7 protein-coding genes and 1 tRNA gene are annotated in these 17,824 nt (G+C 71.0%); 3 read left to right on the forward strand and 5 right to left on the reverse strand.

Going from position 1 to position 17,824, the window contains the following annotated elements; translation table 11 throughout:
* Positions 1-75: 75 nt before the first annotated feature.
* From ACZYY4_RS18085 to gjpA, 4 genes are all read right to left on the reverse strand, one after another.
* A tRNA-Ser gene (locus ACZYY4_RS18085) sits at positions 76-165 on the reverse strand.
* Between the two features lie 142 nt (positions 166-307).
* The gene (locus ACZYY4_RS18090) at positions 308-1,498 is read right to left on the reverse strand and encodes an IS30 family transposase (RefSeq protein ID WP_463811492.1); all 1,191 of its coding nucleotides are present in this window, start codon (positions 1,496-1,498) and stop codon (positions 308-310) included.
* Positions 1,499-1,935: 437 nt separating this feature from the next.
* The gene (locus ACZYY4_RS18095; protein ID WP_463811379.1) at positions 1,936-4,134 is read right to left on the reverse strand and encodes a PGRS repeat-containing protein; all 2,199 of its coding nucleotides are present in this window, start codon (positions 4,132-4,134) and stop codon (positions 1,936-1,938) included.
* Between the two features lie 52 nt (positions 4,135-4,186).
* The gene (gene gjpA, locus ACZYY4_RS18100) at positions 4,187-5,275 is read right to left on the reverse strand and encodes an outer membrane porin GjpA (protein ID WP_463811380.1); all 1,089 of its coding nucleotides are present in this window, start codon (positions 5,273-5,275) and stop codon (positions 4,187-4,189) included.
* Positions 5,276-5,943: 668 nt separating this feature from the next.
* Between gjpA and ACZYY4_RS18105 the strand changes: the two genes are divergently transcribed.
* Positions 5,944-6,912, forward strand: a complete 969-nt coding sequence (locus tag ACZYY4_RS18105; RefSeq protein ID WP_463811381.1) for an NAD(P)H-quinone oxidoreductase — start codon at positions 5,944-5,946, stop codon at positions 6,910-6,912.
* Positions 6,913-7,136: 224 nt separating this feature from the next.
* Entirely contained in the window at positions 7,137-7,712 is a 576-nt protein-coding gene (locus ACZYY4_RS18110; RefSeq protein ID WP_463811382.1) for a GNAT family N-acetyltransferase, read from the forward strand.
* 123 nt (positions 7,713-7,835) lie between these two features.
* On the opposite strand, the gene ACZYY4_RS18115 is transcribed toward ACZYY4_RS18110, so the two are convergent.
* The gene (locus ACZYY4_RS18115; RefSeq protein WP_463811383.1) at positions 7,836-16,916 is read right to left on the reverse strand and encodes a PE family protein; all 9,081 of its coding nucleotides are present in this window, start codon (positions 16,914-16,916) and stop codon (positions 7,836-7,838) included.
* Positions 16,917-17,197: 281 nt separating this feature from the next.
* Here ACZYY4_RS18115 and ACZYY4_RS18120 point away from each other — a divergent pair, with 281 nt between their 5' ends.
* Positions 17,198-17,815 (forward strand): GNAT family N-acetyltransferase, encoded by a 618-nt coding sequence (locus tag ACZYY4_RS18120; RefSeq protein WP_463811384.1) that lies wholly within the window; start codon positions 17,198-17,200, stop codon positions 17,813-17,815.
* Positions 17,816-17,824 lie beyond the last annotated feature (9 nt).

Here is a 17,824-nt window from a genome sequence, read left to right on the forward strand (position 1 = left end):
AGCCCCGGCAAAAGCCAGGGCAATCTGTAACCGATGACGCGACTCAGATGTCACCTATGACGCGACTCATCACAATGGCGGTGGCGGAGGGATTTGAACCCCCGGACGGTTTTAGCCGTCTCTCGCTTTCAAGGCGAGTGCATTAGGCCGCTCTGCCACGCCACCGCGGGAAATCGTACCCCGGCGCCCCGAGTGCACTCGGGCCGTCGCAAACGCGCGGGTGCGCGACGCTTTTAGCGCGAGTCCGCAACGTGGGAAGGCCCGGCACCCTGCTGGCGGTTTCTAGGGGTCGTTGCAACACTGCTTGCTAGTTGGCGGTGATTAGATCACGCAGACGCTCGGCTGGGGTTTCCCAGCCGAGTGTTTTGCGTGGACGACCGTTGAGTTGCTGGGCGACGTGTTCGAGGTCTTCGGGACCGAAGACGCTCAGGTCGGTGCCCTTGGGGAAGTACTGGCGTAGTAAGCCGTTTGTGTTCTCGTTGGTTCCACGCTGCCAAGGGCTGGCCGGATCACAGAAGTAGCCGGCCATATCGGTGGCCATCGAGAACTGCTTGTGACGCGCCATCTCGGCGCCCTGGTCCCAGGTCAGTGATCCACGCAGATGGGCCGGCAAAGTAGCGATGGTGGTGATCAACCCGTCGCGCACGGCGTCGGCGTCGTGACCAGCGGGCAGATGCACCAGCATCGTGTAGCGGGTAGCGCGTTCGACGAGAGTGGCGATCGCGGTCCTGTTGCCTTCCCCCATGATCAGGTCGCCTTCCCAATGACCGGGCACCGCACGGTCTGCCACCTCGGCGGGCCTGTCGCTGATCATGATCATCGGATCGACGAACCGGTGTGTGCGTTGGCCGGCGACCCGATGCGGTTTGCGACGCGTCCTACCCGTTCGGAGTGCCTGCTGCACTTCCTTTTTCAGCCCGCCCCGGGCCTGAAAGTACAACGCCTGGTAGATCGTTTCGTGACTCACTCGCATGCTCTCGTCGTCGGGGTAGTCCCGGCGCAGCCGATGCGAAATCTGCTCCGGTGACAACCTGCGCGCCAGACCATCCTCGACCGCCGCCCGCAGGACGGTGTTGGTCACCAGTTTGGACTGCTTGGGCCGCGCCCGATTGGCGGTAGCTGCCCGATGAGCCTGATACGGCAGATACTGCCCGGCGACGCTGTGCCGGCGCAGCTCCCGCGACACGGTGCAGACGTGCTTACCGATACCGTCGGCGATCGCCTGCATCGGCTGCTTGGTGAGCAGACCGTCGGCGATGGCGAGCCGGTCCTGCAAACACAGATACCGGCCATCAGCCGCTGACTGGGCATCGTCACCGCAGGTCACATCGGTCACTGGAGTTTTGTAGCGGGTGCCGGTGGTGTAGTCCACCACCGTCCCGTCCGGGTGGATCCGCGTGTCGCGGGTCTTCCGAATCCCATCGCGCCAGTCGCGGACAGTGCGTTCGTTGACTCCGACCTCGCGTGCAGCCCGTGCGGCCGACCACCCCGAGGCCATCAACTCCAGGCACCGGCGCTTGGCCTGCGGCTTACCCACCGGTCGCAGCCTCTGCCCAGTGACCAGCCCCTCCTCGACCAGAATGCGGCGGGCCACCGAATGAACAACCCCGCAGGCCTTCGCCGCAGCGTTGATCGACCCAGACTCGGTGAACACCGCGACGATCACCCCGCGATCAGCAGTGCCTCCGCGGCCACGAGGCCTACCCTTCGGCTGCCCGACAGCCCGCAGGATCGCATAACACCGATGCCTCGACAGCCCAACCGCCACCGCAGCGTCCTTGACCGAGACCCCCGCATCGACCATCCCCACCAACCGGTCCCCAAACCGAGCACAGTCCTCCGAAAACGACATGGTCGCCGCAACCTCTCAATCGAGAGTGTTGCGACGACCATGTGAACCCGCCGCTGCGTGCCGGGCCTTCGCCACTTGTCGGCCTAGGCTGCGGGAGCCACGTGGGCGCCGGTGCCGCCCGCACCGCCGATGCCGCCGGTGGTCCCGGTGGCCGGGGTGCCGGGTTGGCCGAGGTCACCGGCCGTGTCAGCAGCGGCACCGCCGTTGCCTCCGCCGCCCCCGTTGCCGCCGTTGACCGCGCCGGCGCCGTTGCCGCCGGCGCCGCCCTGGCCGCCCACTCCGCCGTCACCGCTGGTGGAAGGGTTACCCCCGGCGAGATAGCCATTGGCGCCTTGGCCACCGGTGCCGCCATTGCCACCGTTTCCGCCGTGGCTGGGGCCGATGCCCAGGTCGTTGGTCGGGGTTTCCACGCCGCCGCTGGCACCGCCGGCACCACCGGCGCCGGCGTTGCCGCCATTGGTCGCACCGGGGCCACCATCACCGCCGTTACCGCCGTTACCGCCAGAGGCGGTCCCGGACCCACCGGCACCCCCGGCACCACCGTCACTGCCGGCACCACCGCCGGCGAAGATACTGCCGGTGTTGTACCCGCCCGCACCGCCGTTGCCGCCATTGCCGCCCACACTGACCACGCCGGGACCGGTGGCGCCGTCACCGCCGGCACCCCCGGTGCCCCCGCCACCCGTGGTGGTAGTGCCCTGGCCGCCGTCACCGCCGTTGCCGCCGATGCTGTAGATGGTGCCGTCGTGCAGCCAGCCGGTGCTGGTGCCGCCGTTGCCGCCGTTGCTGCCGCCGTAGCCGCCGTTGCCGCCGTCGCCGCCGGCGTAGGTGCCCGTACCGCCGTCACCGGCCGCCCCGGCGAGGCCGCCGAAGCTCGTGCCGCCATCACCACCGTTACCGCCGAAGGTTTGGACGGTGTTGTCATCGGTGGCGCCGTTGCCGCCGGCTCCGCCGTTGCCGCCGGTGCCGCCGGCGCTGAAGCCGCCGATCCCGCCGTTGCCGGCGTGACCGGCGCTCGCGCTACCGCCGTTACCGCCATTACCGGCGGTCGAACCGTGGTAGCCCTGCAGGGACGAGGAGCCGTCGCTGCCACCGCTGCCACCGTTGCCACCGTTGATGCCGGCTCCCCCGTTACCGCCGTCACCGCCGTTACCACCGATGGGGCCATCACCTCCGTAGCCGCCGTCGCTGCCGTTGCCGCCGTTGCCGAGGTAGTTGCCGGCGCCGTCTTGGTAGCCGTCACCGCCGTCACCGCCGGCGAGGCCGACTCCGCCGACACCGCCGGCGCCCGCGTTCCCGTACATCGGGCTGGTGTAGATGCTGGAACCTCTGGCGCCGCCCGCGCCGCCAGTACCGCCCATACCCGACCAACCGCCGTCGGCACCGTCGACGTGGTCGATGGTGCCGGAGGCGCCCAGTCCGCCGGTGCCGCCGCCACCGCCGTTGCCGCCGATTCCGCCGATTCCGAACATGAAGCCGCTGCGCCCGCCGGCGCCGCCGTTGCCGCCGAGGCCACCGGTTTCGCCGCGGCCGTCACTACCGTTGTCGAAGGTGCCTGCGGCGCCATTGCCGCCGTCGCCGCCGTTTCCGCCGTTCCCGCCGTTGCCGAACAGCCAGCCCGAGGCGTTGCCGCCGGCCCCGCCGTCGCCCATATAGACCAGACCGGCGATACCACCCCCGCCGTTGCCGCCGTTGCCGCCGTTGCCCATCCACAGGCCGCCTGCGCCACCGGCGCCGCCGTTGGCAGCACCGGCACCGCCGTCACCGCCGTTCCCGCCGTCGCCGATCCAGCCGGCCGCGTTGCCGCCGTTGCCGCCGGCAACCCCGGCGGCGTCGGAGTCCCAGCCATCGCCGCCATCGCCGAACCACAATCCGCCGGCACCACCGTCGGGGTTGGCCTCGGTGCCATCAGCACCGTCACCGATCAAAAACTGCCCGGCCGAGGTGTTGATCCACCCATTGACCAACTCCCCGAAGTCACTGTTGATCCAGGCCTGCATCGAGGTGTGGATCGGGTCGTAGAACCACTGATCCATCATGGTGGTCCAGTCGATCGGGTCACCGACCGCGATCCCCTCCACCCCGAACGACACGGTGTCGGCGGCTCCAACCCCACCCAACAACGGCTCGAACAGATCAGTGATCCAATCGAATTCATCGGCCTGCGCCGCCGGGGCAATGGTCAACGGGGCCATCCCGAATGCCAGGAACGCACCAACCGCACTGGCAGTGCCGATCACACGGCTACCACGCCGAGTGCGCGGGTTGTGGTGAAGACTCATGAGCGAAAACCTTTCTGAGGTAAGCACAATCGAAGAAGGGGGGGTGGCGCGATCAGAGGCCGAGCAGGTCCTGCAACCAACTCGTCGCCTCAGCGCCCATGCCGCCATCGTCAAGAAGATCGGTGGGCACCAACGGCAGATCCGTCCCGGCCAACGGTGGCGTCACCACGACTGCGCCCTTGCCGTCCCAGCCCGATCCCAACAGCGCACCAACGGTCTGACCCCAGGCCTGCCACGCCGCGATCGGCCCGATCCCCGCACTGTCCAAATCCAGCGTGCCCAGCACCGGAACCCCACTGAACTCGATGCCGACACTCTGGAACAGCGACCCACCGACCGCGGGCACCGAGGCCACCACCTCACCGCCCGTACCGAGCACCTCATAGGGGCCCACCGCTACCGCACCCGGGGACAACAATCCGCCGAACGCGAAATCCAGGTGATCCATGGACATTCCAGCCGGGAAGAAGCCGGCGTCGTTGATCATCGGCAACAGCGCGTCGAGGTTGAGGGTGGCGCCGTTGAAGAACGCCCCGCCCATGTTGGTCAGGATGTCGAAGGGGTTGTCGCCGTCGGTGATCCCGTTCAACAAGGCGATCAACGGGCTGATACCCGGGCCGATCATCCCCATCAACACCGCGCTCGACGGGGATCCCAGGTAGTCGATGATCGGCAGAATCTGGTCAGGATCGACATCGGCGGGCAGATAGCCGGCCACCTGGCCGAACATCAGGGCATGGGTGCCATCCATGGTGTGGTTCAAGATCGTGGCGCGGGTCTCGGCGGTCATGTCCTGCATGGCGAAACCGGAGATCACCGCATTCAGATGCAACTGGATCTGCTCGTTGACCGCGTTCGTCGAACCGGCCGGATCATTGGCCAGCTGATCCCAGTAACCCATTTGGTTGGCCATAAACTGCTGCATCCCGACCCCGGGGGCCAAGAACCAGTTGTTCATCAACGTGGTCAGATTCGCCGAGGTCGCGTTGAGCACGTCATCCCAGGCACTGGTCAACGCCACCGCGCGGGACGCGATATCAGACAGGGCGGTCAGCGGCGCCGCCACCGGCGTCACCGCGATCAAGCCGGCCCCGACCAGCACCACACCGGCGGTGGCGTAGGGGCGAAGAGTGACGTGCAAGGGAACTCCTTCAGGTATGTGACGCACAACGCAGGGGAACGAGACATGAGAGTAACTGAGAGCATCCTTGTTTGTATATATATAATTAGAACTTGTTCTAAAATAACGTGGCAGCCTAGGCGGAGGGCTAGTTATACGCCCGGAGAGATCACCGGTATTCGCTGGTAAACCATTGGAAATCTGTTGAACACAGTAGAACTTAGGACGACCACCTGCGCTCTGCTGGCCCCGTCGGGACCGACCCCTGGCCAGCCCTGGATGTATACGATTAGAAATCTGGCCCCAGTATCCACAAGGTCACATGGGAGAAATTTCCAGGGTCTCTCAGACTCCGCTTGGGCAGGTGGGTTTCGCGGGCCCTGGCTGCTGCCCGCCATTGGACACCGCCCAAGGCCCGTCGGCCTCGTGCTCGCCCCGTGGGCCGTGGCCTCTTATGTGGCCGGGCTCCCGGCCGGCGCAGGCGTGACGGCAGTGGCAGTGGCTCGACGGACATGCGCCGCTACCGATCGATGACTATTTGTAAATCCGTTGCCGGTCATACCAATTCGCATGATTGTTCAACGCGGGGATAGCTCGTCCAGCCGGCGAATCACTCCACGCCCAGCGGTGATCGCGGCGCCGCGCGGCGTAATACCGTGCGAGTCCCGCCGGTAGGTAGCGTGTTCGGCATGCGTGCCATCGTCGCCGAGTCCACCGAAGTACTGACCTGGGCAGAGGTCCCCGACATCCGACCCGCCCCGGGCGAGGTGCTGATCCGAGTCGCCGCGGCCGGGGTGAATCGAGCCGATCTGCTGCAGGCCGCGGGGCACTACCCGCCGCCACCGGGCGCGAGTGACACCATCGGCCTGGAGGTCTCCGGTGCCGTCGCCGCGGTGGGTGATGACGTAGCAGATTGGACTGTCGGGCAAGAGGTTTGCGCGTTGTTGTCCGGCGGGGGCTATGCCGAGTACGTCGCGGTGCCCGCCCCGCAGGTACTGCCGATTCCCTCTGGTGTGGACCTGGTGGACGCCGCCGGCCTGCCGGAAGTGGCCTGCACGGTGTGGTCGAACCTGGTGCAGACGGCGGGCCTGGGCGAGGGACAGCAGTTGCTGGTGCACGGTGGTGCGAGCGGGGTCGGCAGCCACGCCGTTCAGGTGGCCCGCCAGCTGGGGGCCTGGGTTGCCGTCACCGCCGGTTCAGAGGCCAAACTGGCGTTCTGCCGCGAGTTGGGCGCCGAGGTCACCATCAACTACCGCGACGAGGATTTCGTGGCGCGAATCCGCGAGGCCGGCGGCGCCGACGTGATCCTGGACATCATGGGAGCGGCCTACCTGGACCGCAACATCGACGCGCTGGCCAACGACGGACGCCTGATCGTCATCGGGATGCAGGGCGGGGTCAAGGGCGAGCTGAACCTGGGCAAGCTGATCGGCAAACGCGCCGGAGTGATCGGCACGGCGCTGCGCGGCCGGCCGGTGGAGGGCCCGCACGGCAAGGGCGCCGTCGTCGACGCGGTGGCCACCGAGGTGTGGCCGATGCTCGGCGACGGCCGGGTCAAGCCGGTGATCGGCGCCCGGGTGCCCATCGACCGGGCGGGCGAAGCGCACCGGCTGTTGTCATCGGGTGAAGTGATGGGGAAGGTAGTGCTGACGCTCTGAGGCGCCGAACGTGCGCAGTGTCATCGCGGCTGTCTTTTCCGACATCACTTTGTAAGTCAACGTGGGATCATTGACGGAACCCAATGGCGTACGGCGCTGCCGTCAACGGATTCCCAGGAGGCACTTGTAATGGCTACCGAAACCGGCTCGGTTACAACGGATTCGGGTGCGCTATGAGTTCACTCATGCCGCGGCAACGGCCTGACGTCACTGACGAGGTTCGCATGGTTCCGCCGCCGCCGTTACCGGCGCTGGCAGCGCCGTACAGCACTCGTTTCGCAGACCCGGCCGGCGACGCCGAGATGATCTCCGAGTGGATGAACCGGCCGCACCTGGCCGATACCTGGGACTACGCTTATCCGCCCGACGAATGGCGCCGCCACTTGGAGATCCAGTTCGAGGGAAACTACTCGCGACCCTACGTCTGGCTCCTCGACGGCCAGCCTCTCGGCTACATGGAATTGTTCCGTGCCGCGCAGGATGACATCGCTACCGTTTACGATGCCGATGCCCACGATGTGGGCTTGCACGGCGCCATGGCCGACCCCAACGCGGTCGAGAAAGGCCACGGCGCCAACATCTTCGGCCCACTGGTCTCGAGCATCTTCGAGGCCGACCCGCAGTGCCGACGGATCATCGGAGATGCCCATGCCGCCGGATCTCACGGGCGCCGGTTCTGGGAGCGACGCGGCGGAGCATTCCTCGGAGAGCACTACATCGCCAAGTGGGATCAGCGGATCGCACTGTTCGCCTGGCCGAGAACGCCGGAGGACATCCCCGCCTACCGCGAGACGCCGTAATGCGGTAAGGGCGGTGACGGATCATCATCCGTCACCGCCCTTGCCGTTGCTGCCATCTGAGCGTGCGTGGTCCCGGTCTCGGCACGGAGTGTCGGACCGGGGACACGCACGCTCGCGCCGGGGCTACGGTGCGCCCGTACCGCCGCCTCCGCCGGCGCCGCCCGTACCGACCGTGCTACCGCTGGAGTTGCCGCCGAGGACACCGGCCTTACCTGCTGAACCGAGAACGCCGTCGCCGTTCGCACCACCGGCACCACCGTCGCCCCCGTTGCCACCCCTACCGGCGAAGCCGGCCTTGCTGGGCTTGCTGGCACCGTTACTACCCTTGCCGCCGGTACCGCCCTGACCACCGGAGCCGGCCTGACCGGTGGTGCCGTCGGTGTTCTCACCGCCCTGACCGCCGGTACCGCCGGTGCCACCGTTGCCGCCGGAGCCGCCTGCTCCGCCGCCACCGGTGCCCTGACCGACGAGGCCGTTGTAGCCGGCACCGCCGGCTCCGCCCGCACCGCCGACCCCGGCGTTACCACCCAGGCCGCCCTTACCGGCCACACCACTGTCACCGTGCTCACCGGCCTGGCCGTCGCCCAGCGCGACACCACCGGCGCCGCCCTGGCCGGCGTTGCCACCGACACCACCGTCGCCGCCCTGACCGCCCTCGCCGCCGGTACCGCCTTGGCGCCCCGGCAGGCCGAGGGAGCCGTCACCGCCCTTGCCACCGCCACCGCCGTTGCCACCGGTGGCGCCCTTGCCACCGATCCCACCGGAGCCGCCGAGGCCGCCCTTGCCGCCGTCACCGGAGGATGTGCCGCCGGCACCGCCGACACCGCCGGTGCCACCCTCGCCGCCGACGAACCCGGTGGCACCCTTGGCGCCGTTACCGCCGGTGCCACCGGCCATCACCTGACCCTGCGGGTCCTTGGGCGCGTTGGCGCCGGCGGCGCCGTTCGCGCCAACCGAGGTGTTGGCACCAGCCGCACCGCCGTTACCGGCGTTACCGCCGGTGCCGCCGGTGCCGTGCTGCCCGGCCGCGCCGCCGTTACCGCCGTTACCGCCGGCCGCGCCGGCACCGTTCGCGGCGTTGGTTCCCGAGATGCCGGCAGCGCCGGTTCCGCCGTTACCACCTGTGCCGCCGTTACCGAACTCCCCGGTAGAGCTACCGCCGACACCGCCGTTGCCGCCGGCCTGCGCGAGGCCGCTGCCCAGCGTCACCCCGTTGCCACCGTTGCCACCGTTGCCACCAGCGGCGATCGCGCCGTCGTTGCCGGCGCCGCCACTCCCAGCTTGGGTGAGGCCGTCGCCGCCAAGACCACCGGTACCGGCCTCGCCGCCCGCACCCGCGGTGCTGCTGCTGTTACCGCCCTGGCCGCCGCTTCCCGCAGCAGCATTGGTTCCGCCACCTGCGCCGTCGCCACCGCGGCCGCCGACGCCGGCGTTGCCGCCCGCGCCGCCGTCGCCACCGACGCCACCGTCACCGTCGGCGCCGTTGTTGCCGACGTTGGCAACACCGCCGGTGCCGCCGGTACCGCCAGCTCCGCCGGCACCGCCGTTCCCGGCCGCGCCGGTGGCATCACCGCCGGTGCCACCGTTGGCGCCGCTGCCGGCCGCGGCGTTGGTGCCCGCGCTGCCATTGGCTGCGTTGCCGCCGACACCACCGTGACCACCGATGCCACCCTGGCCGCCGGCACCGCCGTCACCGGAGATGGTGCCGCCGGCACCGCCTTCGCCGCCGTTGCCGCCGGCCGTACCGTCGGTGCCGTCGGTGCCGTCGATGCCGCTGGCGGCTCCAGCCAAGCCGCTGGCACCGGCACCGCCGTCGCCGCCCGCGCCACCGTTGCCGACCTCGCCGGCCGCGCCACCGGCACCACCGTTGCCGCCGATCTGGCCCAGCGCGGCGTTACCGCCGGCGCCGCCGTCACCACCGGTGCCGCCGAGCACGGCGCCGTCCTGGCCGTCGGCAGCAGCAATGCCCTCGCCGCTGAGACCGCCCACACCGCCCTGGCCGGCCGTGCCCGCGTTACCGCCGTGGCCGCCGCTACCACCGGATCCGGCGATCGCCTCGCTGCCACCGCCGGCACCCGCGCCGCCGTTGCCGCCGTTGGCGCCGTCACCGGTGTCACCCCCGACGCCGCCCTTGCCCCCGGCCCCGGCTGCGCCGGTGTTGCCGTTGGTGGCCTGACCACCGGCTCCACCGCTACCGCCGTTACCACCAGCTCCACCGTCACCGTTGGTGCTGGTGGTGTCGCCGCCATTGCCACCGTTGTCGCCACTGCCTGCCGCTGCATCGGCGCCGGTCACGCCGTTGACACCCGCACCGCCGTGGCCGCCGGCTCCGCCGACACCACCCACGCCGCCGTTGCCGCCGTCGCCCGACACGAAGCCGCCGACACCACCCTGGCCGCCGCTACCACCATTGCCGCCGCTGCTGCCGCTGATGCCGTCGCCGGCGCCGTCGGTGGCCCCGTCGACACCGACCGAGCCGGCACCACCGTTACCACCGGCACCGCCGGTGCCGATCGACCCGGCAGCACCGCCCTTACCGCCGGCCCCGCCGTCTTGCGCGGAGCCGTCGGCGAAGGTCACGCCTGCACCGCCGTTACCGCCGGCGCCACCGGCACCACCGGAACTGTTGGCGCCGCCCTGGCCGTTCGCAGCTTGACCGCCCTGGCCGACACCGCCGGCGCCACCGGTACCGCCGAGGTCGCGGTTACCGCCCTGGCCACCCTGGCCACCGTTGCCGGCCGCGGCCTCGGTGCCGCCGTCGCCACCGTGGCCACCCACACCACCGTTGCCGGCGCTACCCGCATTACCGCCCGCACCGCCGACGCCGCCGGCGCCGTTGCTGGCCGTGCCACCCTGGCCGCCGGCACCGCCGGCAGCCGCGTCGCCGCCCGAGCCACCGTTACCGCCGGTGCTTCCCGCAGCGCCGACGACGCCGTCGCCACCGTTGCCGCCGCTGCCGCCGCTACCGCCGCTACCACCGACTCCGCCGGCGCCCGAGATGGTGCCACCGGCACCACCGGTGCCGCCGTAACCGCCGAATCCGGCGTTGCCACCGGCAGTTCCGTTGCCGTCGATGTCGGTCGAACCGGCCACGCCGCTGCCGCCGCGGCCGCCGGCGCCACCGGCGCCGCCGGTACCGATCGTCCCGGCCGCACCGCCGTTACCGCCGTAGCCGCCGGACTGTCCGGTCGAGCCGTCGGCGAGCAGGGCACCGTGGCCGCCGGCACCGCCGCTGCCGCCGTTGCCTCCGCCGCCGTCGCCGCCGGCCGCGCCGTTAGACCGGTAGGTGACGCCGTCACCGTTCAAGCCGCCCTTACCGGCGGCGCCGCCGGTGCTGCGGTCGCCACCGGCGCCACCGTTGCCACCGTGGCCGGCGAATTCCTGGGTGCCCCCGCCGGCACCGTTGCCACCGCTGCCGCCGTCGCCTGCGGCGCCGGCCGAGCCGCCGCTGCCACCCAGGCCACCGGAGCCGTTGAGGCCCGCGATGCCGTTGGTCGCGCTACCGCCCTGACCGCCGTTGCCGCCGACGCCGCCGTTACCGCCCTGGCCGCCGTTGCCTCCGTCGGTGCCGTCGCCACCGTTGCCGCCGCTGCCTGCGGCAGCGTCAACCCCTGCGAGGCCTTGCACGCCTGCGCCGCCGGTGCCACCGTTGCCGCCGGCACCGCCGACGCCGCCGAGACCGCCGTTCCCGGAGATCGAGCCGCCCTTGCCGCCGCTGCCCGCGTTGCCACCGGCCGCGCCGTTGCCACCGGTTCCGCCGTTGGCCAGAACCGTCGAGCCGGTCGCGCCGGTCGCGCCGGCGCCACCGTTACCGCCGACTCCACCGTTGCCGACCGGTCCAGCGTTACCGCCATCGCCGCCCGCGCCGCCGATCTGTGCGGTGCCGTCGCCCAGCAGCACGCCCGTGCCGCCCCTACCGCCGGCGCCACCGTTGCCGCCGATAGCGCCGGTACCGGCGTTGCCGCCGGCCGCCTGGTTGAAGTGCCCGGCGTCCCAGCCGCCCGCACCGGCCGTGCCCGCCGTGCCACGGACACCGCCGTCGCCACCGTTGCCGCCGGAGCCGGCCACCGCACCGCTGCCGCCACCGGTGCCGTCTGCGCCGCGACCGCCGTTTCCGGCGTTTCCGGCGTTGCCGGCGTTACCGCCGATGCCGCCGGATCCGTCCGCGCCGGCATTGCCGTTGCCGGCGGTGCCACCGGCACCACCGTCACCACCGACGCCACCGTTACCGCCGATGCCACCGTTGCCGCCGTCGGTTCCGTCAGCACCCGATGCGCCGGTGCCCGGCGTGACCGCGACCGAGGTGCCATCGGCACCGTGGCCGGCGCTGCCGCCGGCACCGCCGCCACCGCCCAGGCCACCTGCGCCACCGTTGCCGGCAGTCGTACCGCCCGCACCACCGACACCGCCGCTGCCGCCGGCGCCGCCGTGGGTGCCATTGCTGCCGTTGCCGTCGCTCAAGGTGACGCCGCTGTCACCGGCCGCACCGGCGCCACCATTGCCGCCGATACCACCGTTGCCGACCGAGGCGGCGTTACCGCCGTGACCGCCGGCACCGCCGCCCTGGGCGGTGTCGCCTCCGGTGATCAGACCCGCACCGACACCACCGTTGCCGCCGGCCCCGCCGTCGCTGCCGGTACCGGCCACGCCGTTGCCGCCGTCGGCGCCGTTGCCGTCGGTGCCGGTGCCGCCCGTGCCCGCGGTGCCCGCAGCGGCGCCGTCGGCGCCATTGCCGCCCGTGCCACCCGCGCCCGCGTTGGCAGCGCCGCCACCACCGAGGCCCGCACCGCCGGCCCCAGCCGTACCGGCATTGCCACCGTCGCCGGCGTCACCGCCGACACCGCCGGTACCGGCGAGGGCCTCACCACCGGTGCCACCGACACCACCCTGGCCGCCGGTCCCGGCGTCGCCGCCGTTGCCGCCGGCGGTGTCGGCCAGCGTCGCGTCCAATCCGGCACCGCCGGCACCGCCGGTGCCGCCCTTACCGGCGTTACCGCCCGCACCACCGTTACCCGATGTGGTGCCACCGACACCACCGGTACCACCGTTGCCGCCGACGCCACCGACCGCACCGGCGGTGCCGTTGCCGTTGATGTCGGTGATGCCGTCCACGGTCGCGCCGGCGCCACCGGTACCACCGGCACCACCGTTTCCGACGGCTGACGCGTTGCCGCCGAGGCCGCCATTGCCGCCACCTTGGCCGACGTTGCTTCCGGCGATCAGGCCTTCACCGACACCACCCTGGCCGCCGACGCCGCCGTCGCTGGCGATGCCGTCCTGGCCGGCGCCGCCGTCGGCACCGGTTGTGGTGCCCGTTCCACCGGTCCCGACGGTGCCTGCGAAGCCACCGTCGGCACCGTTGCCGCCGGCACCGCCACTACCGGCAGTGTCGGCGCCGCCACCACCGAGGCCCTTGCCTCCGGTCCCGGCTACACCGCCGTTGCCGCCGTAGCCGGAGTTGCCGCCCGCACCACCGGTGCCGTCGGTTGCCGCACCGCCCTGGCCGCCGTTCCCGCCGTTGCCCCCGGCACCGGCGTTTCCGCCGTTGCCGCCGTCGGTGTCGGCAACATTGGCGTCCGCGCCCACACCGCCGGCACCACCCTGACCGCCGATACCGCCGACGCCGCCCGCGCCGCCGTCACCGGAGGTGCTGCCACCGGCACCACCCTGACCGCCGTCGCCACCAACACCACCGGCGTAGCCGTCGGTGCCGTTGCCGTTGGCGTCGGTGCTGCCGTCCACGGTCGCTCCGGTGCCACCGGTGCCGCCGACGCCGCCGTTTCCGATCGCGCCGGCATTGCCGCCCTGGCCGCCGGCGCCGCCGCCCTGGCCGGTGTTGGTCCCGCCGATCAGGTCGTAGCCGTCGCCACCGCGACCGCCGTCACCGCCGTTCGCGTTCGCGCCCGCGGTGCCGTCGGCGCCATCGGCACCCTGTTCGGCACCAAGGCCGCCGGTTCCTACGTCGCCCGCCGCGCCACCGACGGCGCCGTCGCCGCCGTTACCGCCGCTGCCGGCGTTGGCCCCTCCGCCGCCGCCGGCGCCCTGACCGCCTTCTGCCGCCGTGCCGGCATTGCCACCGCTGCCCGCCGCACCGCCGGTGCCGCCGGTCCCGTCGGTCGCTGCACCACCGACACCGCCGTTACCGCCCGCGCCGCCGGCGCCCGCGCCACCGCCGTTGCCGCCGGAACCGTCGAAGGTGTCGGCTTGCAGGGCTTCGCCACCGTTACCACCGGCACCACCCTGACCACCGGCACCGCCGGCGCCACCGTTGCCGGAGTTCGAGCCACCGAGACCACCCGCGCCACCGTCGCCACCGACCGCACCGGTTCCACCGGTCGTGCCGTTGAGGCCGACGGTGGTCCCGTCGACCGCCGAAGCGCCGCTACCGCCGGCGCCACCGACACCGCCGTCGCCATCGGTACCGGCCGCGCCGCCGGCGCCACCGTTGCCACCGGCCTGGGCCACGTCGCCGGCGAGCAGCTCGCCGTCGCCGCCACGGCCACCTGTGCCGCCGTGGCCACCGCTACCTTCGGCGCCGTTCGCGCCCTGGCCGGCCTGAGCACTGTTGTCTGCGTTCCAGCCACCGGCGCCACCGGTACCGGCCGCGCCGCGGTTACCGCCGGTACCGCCCTGCGCGCCGGATCCGGCCGTGGCGTTGTTGCCGCCGCCCGCACCGTCGCCGCCGCTGCCGCCGTTGCCGGCATCTCCGGCCGCACCACCGGTACCGCCCTGGCCACCGTCACCCACGACGCCCGCGTTGCCCGCGGATGCGGCGCCACCGGCGCCGCCCTGACCGCCGGTACCACCGGCACCACCGTTGCCACCGTGGCCGCCGTCGATACCGACCGTGCCGTCGCCGCCGCTGCCGGCCGCCGCGTCGACTCCGGCCTGGCCGTCGAGGCCGCCGCCACCGGTGCCACCGGTGCCGCCTACGCCGCCCGTGCCACCCGCGCCACCATTGCCCGAGGTCGTGCCGCCGGCGCCACCGGTGCCGCCCGCCCCACCGGCGCCACCGGCAATGCCGTCCGTGCCGTCACCGCTGATGTTCGTGTTGCCGGCCTGGCCGGTTGCGCCCTGACCGCCGGCACCACCATTGCCACCGTCGCCGACCGCGCCGGCGTCGCCACCGTTGCCGCCGACGCCGCCGGCCTGCACGGTGCCGTCGCCAAGGACCGCGCCGTTGCCACCAACACCGCCGGCGCCACCGTTACCGCCGGAACCGTCGGCGCCCACGGCGCCCGAGTCCGCCTGTGTAGAGCCACCACTGGAGCCGCCGGCACCACCGGCGCCACCGGTACCGATCGCGCCGCCGGCACCACCGTTACCGCCGTTACCGGCCGCTGCCCCGGTACCTCCGCCAGCACCTGCACCACCGTCACCGCCGACTCCGGTCGCACCTGCCGCGCCGCCATCGCCACCGACACCGCCGGCGCCGTGTGCACCGGCATTGCCGTGCGCTGAGGTACCGCCCGCGCCACCAGCGCCACCGACACCACCCACACCACCATCACCGGCAGTGCTGGTCGCATCACCACCGTCGCCACCGTCATCACCGCTGCCGGCGACCGCATCCTGGCCCGCGACACCATCAGCACCGGCACCACCGACACCACCATGGCCGGCGTTACCGCCCGCACCACCAGCGCCACCATTACCGGCAATCGCGGTACCACCAGCACCACCCACACCACCGGCGCCACCGGCCAGACCCGTGGTGCCATCACCACTGCCATCGGTGTGCCCCGCCATGCCGTCCGCGCCAGCACCACCAGCACCACCAGCACCACCATTGCCCAAGTTGCCCGCGTTGCCACCAGCACCACCAGCACCACCAGTGCCACCGGCAACGGTCGCGTCAGCACCGTCACCACCCAGGCCGCCGTTACCACCACCGAACGTCGCCGGACCCGAAACACCCGCGTTACCACCGGCACCAGCGCCCGCAGCACCACCACCGCCGGTCACACCCGTGTGCCCACCGGCACCACCAGCACCACCATCAAGAGTCGAGGAGTCACCGTCAGCACCGGCACCACCATTGCCACCAGCACCCGCAGCACCACCATTGCCGCCGCTACCGGCAACACCCGCCGAACCCGACGAGCCGATCAGACCACCCGAGCCACCAGCACCCGAAGCACCACCGACACCACCTTGACCACCATTGCCACCATCACCGGCATCCCCACCATCAGCACCAGCCTGCGTGGCATCCACACCATCGCCACCAAGACCACCGGCACCACCGTTAGCGCCCAGCCCACCAGCGCCACCCTGACCACCAGAACCGATCAGCCACGAACCCTTACCCCCGGCACCACCATTGCCACCGGCACCACCATTGCCACCAACACCGCCATCCACACCGGCAAGACCCGCAGCACCGATCGCACCCACCGCACCATCGCCACCGAGACCACCGTTACCACCAACGCCATACATGAAGCCGACACCCGCGCCACCAGCACCACCATTGCCGCCGACACCGCCATCAACACCGCCACCACCAGCGCCACCATCACCACCGACACCCATCCACCAACCACCGGCACCACCAGCGCCACCATCACCACCGAGCAGGCCCGCACCCCCGGCGCCACCATCACCGAACGAACCCGCCGAGCCACCCAGACCACCGGTGCCATCGGCCGCAGTACCACCTGCACCACCATCGCCGAACCACAAACCACCAGCACCACCAGCAGCCGCCGCCAACGACCCGCCATCCACACCATCGGCACCGTTACCGATCAGAACCTGACCGAAACCGAACATGTTGATGAACGAATTAACCTCAGCACCAAACGGACTCAAAATCCACTGCTGCCCCAAATCATGCAACGGCGTGTAGAACAACGACTCGAACCAATCATCAGCAGCAGCCGAACCCGGCACATCCGCCACCGACGCATCAAACGACAACCCCACATTGGCCAACAACGGCTCCCACGCCGCACCATCAAACACCGTCTCCCACGACGACACCTGACTCAAATCCCCCAGCGCCCCAACCAAATCCGCACCAAGCAGATCAACAACCCAATCCAACTCATCAGCCTGGGCCACCGGCGCCACCGACACCGGCGCCACCCCAAACGCCAAAAACGCCCCCACCGCACTACCCGCAGCTGCCACCCGGCGGCGCCGGCGGCCACCCGCGGCAGTGAGACCACGACGCCCTGTGCCGTGCTGCTTGTCAGTCATGTGGGACTCCCTATTCTGCGACGAACCCATGTCAGTGCTGTTGTGTCGGAATACGTTTGAGCGTTATCGGTACCGAGTCTTCGGCACCATTGGAGGAAATTCGGCGTTCCGTTCGGATGGTGTCGATCTGCATCTCTGCGCTGACACCCGCCGGGAGAAGTGGCATCATGGGCGAACCCGGTGGCGACGGCGCTGCCGTCAACGGACTTCCAGGAGGCGCTTGTGATGTTTACCGAAACCGATTCGACTGCAACGGGTTCGGGTGCGCGATGAGCTCGCTGATGGCACGGCAACTGGCCGACGTGCCCGACGAGGTCCGCGCGGTTCCGCCGCCGCCCCTGCCGATATTCCCCGCCCCGTACAGCGTGCGTTTCGCAGACCCGGCCGGCGACGCGGAACTGATCTCCGACTGGATGAACCGCCCGCATCTGGCCGAGACGTGGCACTACGACTATCCGGCCGACGAATGGCGCCGCCACCTGGAGATCCAATTGGAGGGCAATTACTCGCGGCCGTACGTCTTCAGCATCGACGGCCGGCCGATGGGATACATGGAGTTGTTCCGGGCCGCCCAGGACGACATCGCCACCGTCTACGACGCCCATCCCTACGACATCGGCTTGCACGCTGCGATCGCCGAACTCGACATGGTCGAGCACGGCCACGGAGCGATCATGTTCCGCGGATTCGTGGACAGCGTCTTCGAGATCGAACCGCAGTGCCGACGAGTCATCGGCGACACCTTTGCCGGCGACAGCTCGTACGGGCGCCGATTCTGGGAGCGGCGTGGCGGGGCGTTCCTCGGCGAACACTATGTCGCGAAGTGGAACCAGCGGATCGCGCTGTTCGCCTGGCCGAGAACGCCCGAGGACATTCCGGACTTCCGCCAAGACGGCTGACAGCGGTCG

It is taken from the genome of Mycobacterium sp. IDUB_21 (assembly GCF_055419425.1).